Here is a 12,467-nt window from a genome sequence, read left to right as displayed (position 1 = left end):
GGGAGTCGTGTACCGGTTTCTGCTGACATCGCGCTGGTGGGGCATCAACGTCTTCGTACTGCTCGCCATCCCCTTCTGCCTCTTCATGGGGTCGTGGCAGCTGAGCCGGTTCCAGGCGCGCGTGGACACCAGCCACCAGGCCACCAAGCAGGTCGAGACCGACCGCACGGAAGCCGCGCGTCCCCTCGCCTCACTGCTGCCCGTCGACCAGAGCACCTCCGGCCGGCAGACCACCGCGACCGGCCGCTACGGCAAGCAACTCCTCGTCCCCGGACGCCAGTTGGACGGGAAGAACGGCTACTACGTCCTCACCCTGCTGCGCACCGACGGCGGCAGGGCGCTGCCCGTCGTCCGCGGCTGGCTGCCCGGGAAACCCGACGCCGCGAAGGCACCGGCCGCGCCCACCGGCGAGGTCACCGTCACAGGCTCGCTCCAGGCGTCCGAGACCCCCGGCGACAACGGCGTCAGCGCACAGGGCGGGCTGCCCTCCGGCCAGACCGCGGCGATCAGCGCGGCCTCGCTGGTGAACCTCGTGCCGTACCAGCTGTACGACGCGTGGGTCACGCTCGACAAGGGCGACTCGGGGATGAAGGCCGTACCGGCGACCGCACCCGCGAACACCGGTCTCGACCTGAAGGCGTTCCAGAACCTCGGTTACACGGGCGAGTGGTTCGTCTTCGCGGGCTTCGTCGTCTTCATGTGGTTCCGGCTGCTGCGCCGCGAGGTGGAGTTCGCGCGGGACGCGGAACTGGGCCTGGTGCCCGAGGACGACACGGAAGAAGCGGTACGCGTCACCGCGGTCTGACGACCGCCGGTCCCCCGTGACCGACACGAACAACCGACGACGGACGACCGACGACCGACGACGAACGACCGTCCTACGAACCCGACAGCACGCCTGTCCGGTAGACCGTCCCCGCGCACGCGTTGGGCACCGTCGCCGAGACCGTCGGTGAGCCCGCCTCCGCCGTGTGGGAGACCACGACACTGCCGTCGAGCGTGCCGTCCTCCAGCAGCTGGGTGGACGTGCCGGTGTCGCCGGCCGTGGACCCGGTGGAGGTGCTGGCGTCCTCGCTGGGTGACGGGCTGGCCGTCGTACCGCCGGTGGTGGTGCCGCCGGTGGTGGTGCTGCTGGTGGGGCAGGTCTCGGAGGGCACCCAGGCGAACTTGACCTGGTAGGCGGCACCCGGCAGCAGCACCAGCCGGGAGGCCTCCGTCGACGGGTCGGGCAGCCCGGCCGCCGCGTCCCCGGAGCTGTGCCGCACCACGGTGATCTTGGCCGCGTCGGCGGCACCCTGCGCCGCGTAGCCCACCGTGCCGGCGCCGCCGACGGTACAGCTGGCGGAGGAGGTGTTGGTGACGCTGAACGTGCCGTAGACCGTGCCCGCCGCGTCGGGGGCGTCCACGGTCGAACTGGACGCGCCGAGCTGTTCGGCCGTACAGACGGACGCGGCCGTCCCGGTGGTGGCCGAGGGGTTGGCGCTCACGGTGCCGCTGCCGGGGGTCTTGCCCGTGCCGTCGTTCTTGTGGCCGCCCGGGTTCTGCGAGGCCTGGCCCGAGGAGCCGCCGGAGGTGCTGGAGCCGCCGTCCGGGTTCTTGCCCTGGCTCGTGCCGCCCTGGGCCTGTGAGCTGTTGCCCATGATGGACGGGTCGGCGTCGGAACCGGTGGAGTTCGAGACGTGCACGAGGGCCGGGACGGCGGTGCCGAAGAAGAGGGCGGCGGCGGCCATGCCGACGACGGCCTGGCGCTTGCGGGCCCGGCGGGCCGGTACCGCCTTGCGCAGGTGGTCCAGTGTGCCGTCGCGCGGCTCGACCTCCTGGACCGCCCGGTGGAGGAGCCGGCGCAGGGCCAGCTCGTCCGGGCCGAGCCCTTCGGGGTTGTCCCCGCCGATGCCGGACATGGCCATGGCCAGTGCGGACTCGGGGCTGCGCCCCTCGGGATTCTCGGGGTGCCGCCCTGCGGGGTGCTGCCCGTCGAGGCTCGGCCCGGTGGGGCTCTGTTCGTCGGGGCCGTGGTTCACAGTTCCGTTCCCAGCGTGCGATTCGTTCGGCTGTTCCTTGCGCGCCCAGGTCGGCCCGCGCCAGGCGTCCGGCTCGGGCCGGTCGCCCGGTCCGTGCCGCTCGACGTTGTCGCTCATGCCGACGCCTCCATCGCGATCCGGAGGGCGGCGATCCCGCGCGAACCGTACGCCTTCACCGAGCCCAGCGATATCCCGAGCGACTCGGCGACCTGCGCCTCCGTCATGTCCGCGAAGTAGCGCAGGACCAGGACCTCGCGCTGGCGGCGCTGCAGGCCCTTCATCGCCTTGATGAGGGAGTCGCGCTCCAGCAGGTCGTAGGCGCCCTCCTCCGCGCTGGCCATGTCCGGCATCGGCTTCGAGAGGAGCTTGAGGCCGAGGATGCGGCGGCGCAGGGCCGAGCGGGAGAGATTGACGACGGTCTGGCGCAGATACGCCAGGGTCTTCTCGGGGTCACGGACGCGTTTGCGCGCCGAGTGGACCCGGATGAACGCCTCCTGGACGACGTCCTCGCAGGAGGCGGTGTCGTCGAGGAGGAGCGCCGCGAGTCCGAGCAGCGAGCGGTAGTGCGCCCGGTAGGTCTCGGTGAGGTGGTCGACCGTGGTTCCGGCCGCGACGGCGTCGTCGACACCGTCGCGCTGGTTCGGGATGCGGGCGGGCCGCGCTGCGGGCATCGGCGCGATCACCGGCATGCCGCCGGGCGCACGGGATCCACGCGGAGGCCGTAGGGCCGTGCCGCGTGCCGCAGAGAAGTCGAGTACCTGAGCCACGCCAGTTGGACACGCTTCCCCCCTTGGGGGTTGTACGCGTCGGCCGTCACATTTACGTCAGACGAAACAGACAGTCCGCCCACCCGTCCGCCGTCACCGCCCACTCGTCCGGTGTCACCACCTACCCGTCTGGTGTCAGGCAGCACAACCGACAGTGCGTCGAACACCCTCATGCCTACCCGCTCTTCCCCTGTGTCACGAATGTCCGGGGCGTCCCCACGCCCCTCACCGCATCCCCGCGCCCACCTGAAGGGCGTCCGCAAAGACGCTCCCCGCTCACCGCGCGGTTGCGGTAAGAGGGGAGTGAAATCTTCGGATGCGGAGGTGGCCGGATTCAAGTGGTCCCCACCATTAATCCGACCACATCGCGCTCAGTGATCCTACAAACTCGTGCGCCACTGGCCAGCGGATTTACGGCCGGGCAGGGAAGGCGGGGCCGGCGCTCACGCCAGCTCGCGCGCCACCAGCTCGGCGATCTGCGCGGTATTGAGGGCCGCGCCCTTGCGCAGGTTGTCCCCGCAGACGAACAGTTCGAGCGCGGTCGGATCGTCCAGCGCCCGCCGCAGCCGCCCCACCCAGGTCGGGTCGGTGCCCACCACGTCGGCGGGCGTCGGGAACTCCCCGGCGGCCGGATTGTCGAAGAGGACGACACCCGGGGCCGTAGCGAGAATTTCACGTGCCCCGTCGACGGTGACCTCGCCCTGGAAGCGGGCGTGGACGGTCAGGGAGTGCGTGGTGATCACCGGGACGCGGACGCAGGTCACGGCGACCGGCAGCGCGGGCAGCCCCAGGATCTTGCGGGACTCGTCCCGCACCTTCATCTCCTCCGAGGACCAGCCGTCCTCCCGCAGGGACCCGGCCCACGGTACGACGTTCAGCGCGACCGGCTCCGGGAACGGCCCGGTGTCGTCCCCGACGGCCCGCCGCAGGTCACCGGGCTTGGTGCCCAGTTCGGTGTTGGCGACGAGGGCGAGCTGCCGGCGCAGGGTCTCCACGCCGGCCCGGCCGGCCCCGCTCACCGCCTGGTACGACGACACCACCAGCTCACGCAGGCCGAACTCGGCGTGCAGCGCGCCCACGGCGACGATCATCGACAGGGTCGTGCAGTTCGGGTTGGCGATGATCCCGCGCGGACGCCACCGCACCTTGTGCGGGTTGACCTCGGGGACCACCAGGGGCACCTCGGGGTCCATCCGGAAGGCGCCCGAGTTGTCGACGACCACCACGCCCTTGGCGGCGGCGATCGGCGCCCACTGGGCGGAGACCTCGTCGGGCACGTCGAACAGGGCGACGTCGACCCCGTCGAATGCCTCCTCCGTCAGGGCCACCACCTCGACCTGCTCCCCGCGCAGGGCCAGCTTGCGGCCGGCCGAGCGCGGAGAGGCGATCAGACGGATCTCGCCCCAGATGTCCGCATGCTGGGACAGGATCTGGAGCATGACCGTGCCGACGGCTCCGGTCGCCCCCACCACGGCGAGCGTCGGACGCACGGTCGCTCCGGTCGTGGCCATCAGCGGCCGGTGCCTCCGTAGACGACGGCTTCGTCGCTGTCGGAGTCGAGGCCGAACGCCGTGTGCACGGCGCGGACGGCCTCGTTGACGTCGTCGGCGCGGGTGACGACCGAGATACGGATCTCGGATGTCGAGATCAGCTCGATGTTGACGCCCGCGTCGGACAGGGCGGTGAAGAAGTCGGCGGTGACGCCGGGGTTCGTCTTCATGCCCGCGCCGACCAGGGAGATCTTGCCGATCTGGTCGTCGTAGCGCAGCGACTCGAAGCCGATGCCGCCCTTGTTCTTCTCCAGGGCGTCGATGGCCTTGCGGCCCTCCGCCTTGGGGAGGGTGAAGGAGATGTCCGTGAGACCCGTCGAGGCCGCCGACACGTTCTGCACGATCATGTCGATGTTGACCTGGGCGTCGGAGATCGTCCGGAAGATCACCGCGGCCTCGCCCGGCTTGTCGGGCACGCCGACGACCGTGATCTTGGCCTCGGAGGTGTCGTGCGCGACACCGGAGATGATGGCCTGCTCCACCTTCTGGTCCCCAATCGGCTCACTGCTGACCCACGTGCCCTGAAGTCCGCTGAAGCTGGACCGCACATGGATCGGGATGTTGTATCGGCGGGCGTACTCCACACAGCGGTGGAGCAGCACCTTGGAGCCGGAGGCGGCGAGCTCCAGCATGTCCTCGAAGGCGATCCAGTCGATCTTCCGCGCCTTCGGCACCACCCGCGGGTCGGCGGTGAACACCCCGTCGACATCGGTGTAGATCTCGCACACCTCGGCGTCGAGAGCGGCGGCCAGCGCCACGGCGGTGGTGTCGCTGCCCCCGCGCCCCAGCGTGGTGATGTCCTTCTTGTCCTGGCTCACGCCCTGGAACCCGGCGACGATGGCGATGTTGCCCTCGTCCAACGCCGTACGGATCCGACCGGGCGTGACGTCGATGATCCGCGCTTTGTTGTGGACCGAGTCGGTGATGACGCCTGCCTGGCTGCCGGTGAACGACTGGGCCTCGTGGCCCAGGTTTTTGATCGCCATGGCCAGCAGTGCCATGGAGATCCGCTCCCCGGCGGTCAGCAGCATGTCGAACTCACGCCCGGCGGGCATCGGAGATACCTGCTCGGCGAGATCGATCAGCTCGTCCGTCGTGTCGCCCATCGCGGAAACGACGACGACCACTTGGTGGCCGTTCTTCTTCGCTTCGACGATTCGCTTGGCGACGCGCTTGATGCCCTCGGCATCGGCTACGGAGGAGCCTCCGTACTTCTGCACGACAAGGCCCACGTGCGCTCCTCGCTCAGTCCTGGTGTGTCGGCTCAGTTTAACGAGCGCCCGAAATTCCCTTCCCAGGTATCGCATGGTGAGATTCGGACGCCCAGGTCAGCGCATGCCCACGGAAGCGCTCCGGGAAAAGTGCCAAGCATCACAAGTGAACGCTGTGAATTAAGTTTCAAGCACTAAGGTGCGCCGTGTGCGCGTACTTCTGGTGGAAGACGATGAACCCGTGGCCGAGTCGCTGCGCCGCGGACTGCTGCGCTACGGCTTCGAGGTCGACTGGGTCACCACGGGCGGGGCGGCCCTCAGCCACAAGGACCCCTACGACGTCGTCCTGCTCGACCTCGGCCTGCCCGACACCGACGGCCTCGACGTGTGCAAGGAGCTGCGCGCCCGCGGCGACGTGCCGATCATCGTGATCAGCGCGCGCAGCGACGAGACGGACCGGGTGGTCGGCCTGGAGCTGGGCGCGGACGACTACGTGTCGAAACCGTTCGGCGTGCGGGAGGTCATCGCCCGCATAAGGGCGGTGATGCGCCGCGCACAGCCGAGGGCGGTTGCGGAAGCGGCCGGCCCCGACGCCTACGGCACCCGCCTCACCATCGACCGCAAGGCCGCGCGCGTACGCCTCGACGGCGAGGAGGTCCCGCTCGCGCCCAAGGAGTACGACCTGCTGTCGTTCCTCGCGGAGGAGCCGGGCGCGCTGATGTCGCGCGAACAGATCATGGAAGCGGTCTGGGACGCGAACTGGTTCGGCCCGACGAAGACACTCGACGTCCATGTGGCCGCGCTGCGGCGGAAGTTGGCGGGCGCGATCACGATCGAGGCGGTACGGGGGGTCGGTTTCCGCCTGGAGATCACCGCCTCCGGCGACGGAACGCCCGTCTCATGATCCGGCAGCTCATCGTCAGCTACGTCCTGCTCGTGGCCGTGGCGCTGACGGCGTTCACCGTGCCCGTCGCGTTCACCCTCACCGCCCAGCTCCGGGGCGACACCGAGCAGTCGGTGCAGCGCGAGGCCAGGACGATGGCCCTGTTGCTGAGCGGCGACGCCGCCTCGCGGGCCGCACTGGACCGCATGGTGGTGGCGTACGCGCAGGAGACCCCCGGCACCGCCGAGGTACTGCCCGCCGCGCAGGCGAAGACCTCGACGCACTGGGGCGACGGGGCACTTGAGGTGACCGAGCCCGCCAAGCGCGACGGCCGGACGGTCGGCGCCGTCCGCATCTCGTACCCGACCTCGGACCTGACCCGGCGCCTGGTGCAGATCTGGGGTTTCCGAGCGATTCTCGCCCTCGCCGTCCTGGCGGTGGCGGCGGGACTGGGCGCGCTCGTGGCCCGCCGCCTCACCCGCCCGCTGCGCCAACTCAACGACATGGCGAGCAAGTTCAGCGACGGCGACCTGACGGCCCGCTCGCCCGTGACGGGCCCGCACGAGACGCAGACACTCGCCCGCACGCTGAACCAGGGTGCCGAACGCCTCGACACCCTGATCGCCTCGCAGCGCATCTTCGTCGCCGACGCCTCCCACCAACTCCGCACCCCGCTCACGGCGTTGAGACTCTCGCTGGACAACATCGCGGACGGCACGGACGACGAGTTCGTCCGCGAGGACGTGGAGCAGGCGACGGCCGAGGTGGTCCGGATGAGCCGTCTCGTCAACGGCCTGCTGGTGCTGGCGCGGGCCGAGGCGAAGGTGACGGCGGCGGAACCGCTGCCGCTGAGGGAGATCGTGGCCGAACGCCTCTCGGTGTGGAGACCGGCCGCCGACGAGCGCGGAGTCCACATCGCGCTCGGGGGGAGTGTTGTCGACGGCCGGCCGCTTGTGCTGGCCAGTCCCGGTCATCTCGAACAGGTCCTGGACAACGTGCTGTCGAACGCCCTGGAGGTGTCACCGGACGGCGCGACGATCACCGTACGTTCCGCATCACGGGGCGACGAGGTCGAGTTGACGGTGGCGGACGAGGGCCCCGGCATGTCCGACGCGGAGAAGTCCCGCGCCTTCGACCGCTTCTGGCGCGGTCAGGGCCTCACCGGGCGCTCCGGTTCGGGCCTGGGCCTCGCCGTCGTACGCCAGTTGGTGACGGACGACGGCGGGACGGTGACCCTGCGGGACGCGCCCGGAAGGGGACTCGCTGTCTCGATCAGCCTTCGGGCATCACCGAGGAGTGGTGGTTGACGATCAGCCACTTGCCGTCGCGCTTCTCGTACTCGTAGGTGTAACGAGCCTCGACCACACGCTTCTGGCCGGTCTTCGGGTCGGTGAGCGTGATGTCGTAGGCACCCGCGTCGATGGCCGAGTTGCTGTCGAGGACGTTGATGTACGTCTCGACCTTCTTCGCGACCGGCTTGTTCGGCAGGAAGTGGTCGAAGTAGTCGACGATCTCGGCACGGTCGGTGCGGATCTCGTTGGAGACGGTGGGGAGCAGTACGGCGTCCGGCGCGTACCGGTTGGCGACCTTCTGCGGGTCACCGGTCTGCAGGGCGGCGTTCCAGCCGTCGAAGAGGGCGGCTATCTGCTTCTTGGTGGGCTTGGCGTCGCGCTGGGGGCCGGCGGTCGCGGCAACGGTACCGAGGGTGCCGAGGGCCAGGACGGTGGTGACGGTGACGACGGCTGCACGCTTGCTCATGGACCGGCGGGTCATCTCAACTCCAGTTGTACTGGTGCTCTTTGGGATGACTCAAGAATCGCTTTTGGCTGGTTAGGGCCCGTGCAACGGACGTACAGGGGTGAGGAAGGGCCCCTCCAATTAACGCGCTGTGGCCGACTGGCCACGATCCCGGACGAGACTGACCCCGGCTCCCAGCGATACCACACCCATCCCCACGGCGGTCATCACGCCCTGCGTTCCGTCGACCACGAAGGGTGCGACCGCGGCGACGGCCAGGTTGAAGAGGAAGAGGAACCAGAGGACGGGCTTGGAGGAGAGGAGGTTCTTCATGGCGGTGTCCTTCGGAGCGGAGGGGGTTCGGAATTCGTTCGCTTACGAGTTCAACGATCCCGTTTCCGCAGGTCCGCGACGAGGGAGTGCGGTCCCGAAGTGAGGGTGTAGCGGACTACACCCTGGCCCTGGATGATGTTGCCCCATGACGGGGGCCACGGGGGACATACTGCTCGGCGGAATCGTCCTGCTGGGCGCTTCCGTCCAGTGGCTCACGGGCATGGGCTTCGCCCTGGTCGCCGTACCGGCGCTGGTGCTGCTGCTCGGGCCGGCCCAGGGCGTCGTGCTCGCCAACTGCGCCGCCGGCGCGATCAGCGTCGTGGGCCTGGCGGGCGGCTGGCGCCGGGTACGGGCGCGCGCGATGGTGCCGCTGTGCGCGGCGGCGGTGTGCACGGTACCGGCGGGCGCCTGGCTGACCCGCCAACTCCCCCCACCTGTCCTCCTGTTGGTCATGGGCGGGTTGGTGACGGTCGCCGTGCTGCTGGTGATGCGGGGCGCCCGCGTCCCGGCGCTTCGGGGCACTCGCGGTGCCGTCGCGGCCGGCGCGGCGGGCGGTTTCATGAACGCGGCGGCCGGGGTCGGCGGCCCACCGATCTCCCTTTACGCGGTCAACGCGGGTTGGACGGTACGGGAGTTCGTCCCCAACGCGCAGTTCTACGGCGTCGTCGTCAACGCGTTCTCGGTGGCGGCGAACGGGGTGCCGTCGTTGAGCGGGGCGCGGTGGGGTGCGGTGGTCGCCGCGATGGTGGTGGGCGGGGTGATCGGGCGGGGGCTCGCGGGGCGGCTGCCGGAGAGGTGGGCCCGGGTGCTGGTGTTGTCGTTGGCGTTGGGGGGTGGGGTTACGGCGGTGGGGAAGGGGGTGTGGGGACTCTGACCCTCGGCTCCCCCACGCCGCGAGCGTTCAGTCCGCGAGCTCTGTCAGGGGCTCGGTGTCCAAGGCGATGTTCACGGGGTCCGGGAGCTTGACCGTGGCACCGAAAGGCCTGTTCACCTGCTGGCGATAGCGACCGTCCTCGGGCTCGGTGAACACGGTGACCGAACCGTCGTCCCGGTCGATGAGGAGGTACACGGGGATGCCGGCTGCCGCGTAGCCGTCGGGCTTCTCGATTCGATCACGCTGATTCGTGTCGGAATCGTACGACGTGACCTCCACGGCCATCAGGACCCCGCCGGCCTCCGACCATTCGCCGTGCCCCTTGAGGCCACCCTTGGGCATCAGGATCGCGTCCGCGCGAGCGCGTCCCTTGCGGTAGGCCTCGGTCTTGAGGCCCCGCTCCGGATAGAGCCGGAGGTCGGGACGCAGTTGCATGCACCGCTCCAGTAGCCACATGTAGATCTCCGTGTGGTTGCCGTCCGGCACGGGCTTGACCTGGACCTTCCCCTTGATGAACTCCAGCCGCACGGTCTCGGGGGCATGGCGTTCCAACTGCTCGAATTCCTCGACGGACATCTGGGGCTGCTGCTCGGTCCTGGGGGTCATGGCGTCGCCTCCTCGACTCCATAGTGCCCCGACCCGCACGTCCTGCACGCTCATACGCCGCCGCCCTCTCCTCCGCGCCACTTCTCGACCGTCACGGGTTCCACCGCCTCGGCGGGAGGCCGTTCGCGATGCGGTCGCGGTTGTCGCGGTAGTGATAGTGGACGCGGTCCTCGATCGGCACGGGGCGGAACGTGTCGGGCACGGGCCCGCCCGTACGGCGTTCCAGCTTCTGCTTCAGGAGGCGGGCCGTCGTGGTTCCCAGGTAGGCGATCTCCTCGAACCCCTTCTTGATCTCCTCCTCGCTCATCTCCGGCTCCGCGCGGCATTCCTCGCAGATGCCGTTGATGATCTTCGCCGTCCGCTCGTCGGCATCGCAGGTGGCGCAGGCCATGAGCACGCGGGTCACACGGGCGCGGAGGGGGCGGGTCTCGGCGGCGTCGTTCTTCTTCGGGGGCATCTTCGTCTCCAATCGCTTGCGGGCGAATCCGCCCGGGTTCGTGACGGTGGGTGGCAGTCCGTCGGTCAGCGCGCGGGCCATGCCGGCCGGGGTGGCGCCTCGTGTCAGCCACTCGGCGGCGAGGGGTTCGAGGGCGCGGCACTCGGCTTCGGAGAGGGGCATACGGGGGTCTGTGGCGCGGAGTTGGGCGAGTGCGCGGTACGCGGCGCTGGGCTCGGGGGTGTCGCTGGGCTCGGGGGTCGGGTCCGTCGCCGGCGTCCCGTCGCTCCCGTTCTCGCTGTCGCTCTTGGGCGCGGGGGTCGGGTCTTCCGTCCTCGCCAGGCCCGGCTGGTAGTCGTGCGTGACGTCCCTGCCGTGGCGCTCGCGCGCGAACTCGGCCCACCACTGCGCCGACCTGGGCGTACGCGACCAGTACGTCCGCGTCACCCACCGCATCGAGTTGTCCTCGACGGTGATGTGTTCCTTGATCCAGCGCAGGTGGCCGGCCTCGGTGAGGCTCTTGAGAGACGTACGGCAGGCCTGCTGGCCGTAGCGGGGATGCTCGGCCGCGATCACCTTGTGGCCCATGGCGTGGCCGTTGTCGAGGTGGTCGATGAAGACGGCGATCTCGGCGTCCCGGGGGAGCAGATGTGCGAAGTCCGGGTCCGCGTGCGGTTCTTCGTCACCCGTGGCGCGTTTTCCGTAGCCCGTTTTGGCCATGGGGTGCGACGGGGACGGCAGGGCAGGGCTAGGCTGGGCGTAAGCCACGATCGAGTCCGTTCGATCCGTAGGTCCAGGCCCCGGAGCCGGTGTTGGTAGCACCGACCGGGGCCGATCTATTTGCTTGTTTGCCGTGAACCTAGAGTGGCTTTACGTTCCAGCGCAAGCTGATCACGGAACGTCACCCGTTCGGATTAAACCCCCCTCAACTCACGTACAGGCTTGGTTGGTTGGGTTGTTTTCACCCAGCCCAGAACCCAAGAAAAGAGCTCGAAGCCCGGGGCTCAAGCTCCGGGGTGAACTGCGGAGACTCCGGAGAGGAACGCCGTCCAAGCGGGGGCGGGGAGGGCAAGTTCGGGTCCCGCCGAGTTCTTGGAGTCGCGTATGTGGACGGTCAACTGCGGTGTGGGGAGGGCGACCTCGACGCAGGCACCGCCTTCGTTGTCGCTGTAACTCGACTTGAACCACTTCAGCTGGTCACTCATGGCTGATCCACCATCCGTTCGACGAAACGGGCCGACTCAGCGGGGCTGAGAGCCTGCGTGCGGATCATGCTAAGCCGCTCGCTCACCCGGCTGACAACCTCCGGATCGGCCGACAGTTCGCTGGCGAACGGGCCCTCCGAATAGGCGAATCGCTCGTGGTCGCGGGTCTCCAGCAGCACCATGGGCCCCATGAGCGCGTCGCTGGTGGCCCGTTCGAAGGGGAGCACCTGCACGGTGACGTTCCGCAGCCGGGACACCTCCAGCAGACGGCGCATTTGTTCGGTGTCCACCTGGGGGCTGCGCAGCACCGCCTCATAGAGGACGAAGCTCAGGCCCACCGGCGGCTTCCGCTCCGTGAGGATCGCCTGCCGCTCGATGCGCCCCTCGATCCGCTCCTCCACCGTCTCCTCGTCCAGGGGCGGGCAGCGGTTCTCGATCAGCGTGCGCGCGTACCCCGGCGTCTGCAACAGCCCCGGGACGACCATGGTCTCGTACCACCAGAGGCTGATCGCCTCCTTCTCCCGCTCCATGAAGTCCTGCGCCCGCGACGGGAACTTCTCCTTGTTCAGGTAGTCCTTCGCCGCGCTCAGCATGCCGTCCGCGTTGCACAGCTCGTCAGCCGTGTCGAGCACTCGTGGCGTCGGCCTCCGTACGCCTTGCTCCATCGACTTGATGGTGTCCAGCGCGTAGTTGGAGGCGGCGGCCAGTTCCTCGCGGCTGACGTTCGCCTTCGTGCGCCAGCGTTTCAACTGGTTCCCGCTGTAGCGCCAGGCCACCGGTGGCTGGGAGTTGGAGTTCGCGTTGGACTTGCCCGGCACAGCACCCACCTCCGACGGATACACCC

General features: G+C 69.4%; 14 protein-coding genes. 4 read left to right on the top strand and 10 right to left on the bottom strand.

Annotation, left to right across the window (positions count from 1 at the left end; genetic code table 11):
- Window positions 1–7: 7 nt before the first annotated feature.
- Window positions 8–805, top strand: coding sequence for an SURF1 family protein (locus ACIQBL_RS23445; RefSeq protein WP_401944698.1), 798 nt, complete (start codon window positions 8–10; stop codon window positions 803–805).
- A gap of 73 nt (window positions 806–878) precedes the next feature.
- Here ACIQBL_RS23445 and ACIQBL_RS23440 read toward each other — a convergent pair whose 3' ends face one another.
- The 4 genes from ACIQBL_RS23440 to ACIQBL_RS23425 all read right to left on the bottom strand — a co-directional run bounded on the left by ACIQBL_RS23440 (window position 879) and on the right by ACIQBL_RS23425 (window position 5,570).
- Entirely contained in the window at window positions 879–2,138 is a 1,260-nt protein-coding gene (locus tag ACIQBL_RS23440) for a DUF4232 domain-containing protein (protein ID WP_401944696.1), read from the bottom strand.
- The gene (locus ACIQBL_RS23435; RefSeq protein ID WP_043667413.1) at window positions 2,135–2,710 is read right to left on the bottom strand and encodes a SigE family RNA polymerase sigma factor; all 576 of its coding nucleotides are present in this window, start codon (window positions 2,708–2,710) and stop codon (window positions 2,135–2,137) included. The genes ACIQBL_RS23440 and ACIQBL_RS23435 overlap by 4 nt, the downstream gene beginning before the upstream one ends.
- 521 nt (window positions 2,711–3,231) lie before the next feature.
- Window positions 3,232–4,299 (bottom strand): aspartate-semialdehyde dehydrogenase, encoded by a 1,068-nt coding sequence (locus ACIQBL_RS23430; protein ID WP_401944694.1) that lies wholly within the window; start codon window positions 4,297–4,299, stop codon window positions 3,232–3,234.
- Complete coding sequence (locus ACIQBL_RS23425; RefSeq protein WP_043667409.1) at window positions 4,299–5,570, bottom strand: aspartate kinase; 1,272 nt, start codon at window positions 5,568–5,570, stop codon at window positions 4,299–4,301. Before ACIQBL_RS23425 ends, ACIQBL_RS23430 begins: the two co-directional genes overlap by 1 nt.
- Before the next feature lie 187 nt (window positions 5,571–5,757).
- On the opposite strand from ACIQBL_RS23425, the gene ACIQBL_RS23420 reads away from it, so the two are divergent.
- A complete protein-coding gene (locus tag ACIQBL_RS23420; protein ID WP_401944692.1) occupies window positions 5,758–6,453 on the top strand; it encodes a response regulator transcription factor in 696 nt (231 codons plus the stop codon).
- Complete coding sequence (locus ACIQBL_RS23415; protein ID WP_401944690.1) at window positions 6,450–7,739, top strand: ATP-binding protein; 1,290 nt, start codon at window positions 6,450–6,452, stop codon at window positions 7,737–7,739. Before ACIQBL_RS23420 ends, ACIQBL_RS23415 begins: the two co-directional genes overlap by 4 nt.
- Here ACIQBL_RS23415 and ACIQBL_RS23410 read toward each other — a convergent pair.
- Entirely contained in the window at window positions 7,705–8,205 is a 501-nt protein-coding gene (locus ACIQBL_RS23410) for an SgcJ/EcaC family oxidoreductase (RefSeq protein ID WP_401944688.1), read from the bottom strand. The two genes, ACIQBL_RS23415 and ACIQBL_RS23410, sit on opposite strands and share 35 nt — an antisense overlap.
- Window positions 8,206–8,310: 105 nt before the next feature.
- The gene (locus ACIQBL_RS23405; RefSeq protein ID WP_262061260.1) at window positions 8,311–8,502 is read right to left on the bottom strand and encodes a hypothetical protein; all 192 of its coding nucleotides are present in this window, start codon (window positions 8,500–8,502) and stop codon (window positions 8,311–8,313) included.
- Window positions 8,503–8,647: 145 nt separating this feature from the next.
- Between ACIQBL_RS23405 and ACIQBL_RS23400 the strand changes: the two genes are divergently transcribed.
- The gene (locus ACIQBL_RS23400; protein WP_401944686.1) at window positions 8,648–9,376 is read left to right on the top strand and encodes a TSUP family transporter; all 729 of its coding nucleotides are present in this window, start codon (window positions 8,648–8,650) and stop codon (window positions 9,374–9,376) included.
- Window positions 9,377–9,403: 27 nt separating this feature from the next.
- On the opposite strand, the gene ACIQBL_RS23395 is transcribed toward ACIQBL_RS23400, so the two are convergent.
- The 4 genes from ACIQBL_RS23395 to ACIQBL_RS23380 all read right to left on the bottom strand — a co-directional run bounded on the left by ACIQBL_RS23395 (window position 9,404) and on the right by ACIQBL_RS23380 (window position 12,441).
- On the bottom strand, window positions 9,404–9,982 hold the full coding sequence (locus ACIQBL_RS23395) for a Uma2 family endonuclease (RefSeq protein WP_401944684.1): 579 nt from the start codon (window positions 9,980–9,982) through the stop codon (window positions 9,404–9,406).
- Window positions 9,983–10,073: 91 nt separating this feature from the next.
- Complete coding sequence (locus tag ACIQBL_RS23390; RefSeq protein WP_401944683.1) at window positions 10,074–11,138, bottom strand: hypothetical protein; 1,065 nt, start codon at window positions 11,136–11,138, stop codon at window positions 10,074–10,076.
- Between the two features lie 284 nt (window positions 11,139–11,422).
- Complete coding sequence (locus tag ACIQBL_RS23385) at window positions 11,423–11,623, bottom strand: DUF397 domain-containing protein (RefSeq protein ID WP_401944682.1); 201 nt, start codon at window positions 11,621–11,623, stop codon at window positions 11,423–11,425.
- On the bottom strand, window positions 11,620–12,441 hold the full coding sequence (locus ACIQBL_RS23380) for a helix-turn-helix domain-containing protein (protein WP_401945069.1): 822 nt from the start codon (window positions 12,439–12,441) through the stop codon (window positions 11,620–11,622). Before ACIQBL_RS23380 ends, ACIQBL_RS23385 begins: the two co-directional genes overlap by 4 nt.
- Between the last annotated feature and the right edge of the window lie 26 nt (window positions 12,442–12,467).

Source organism: Streptomyces sp. NPDC088350 (assembly GCF_044753545.1).
Classification (GTDB): domain Bacteria; phylum Actinomycetota; class Actinomycetes; order Streptomycetales; family Streptomycetaceae; genus Streptomyces.
The sequence above is the reverse complement of the archived record's forward strand: the minus strand, read 5'-3'. Positions and strand labels throughout refer to the sequence as shown.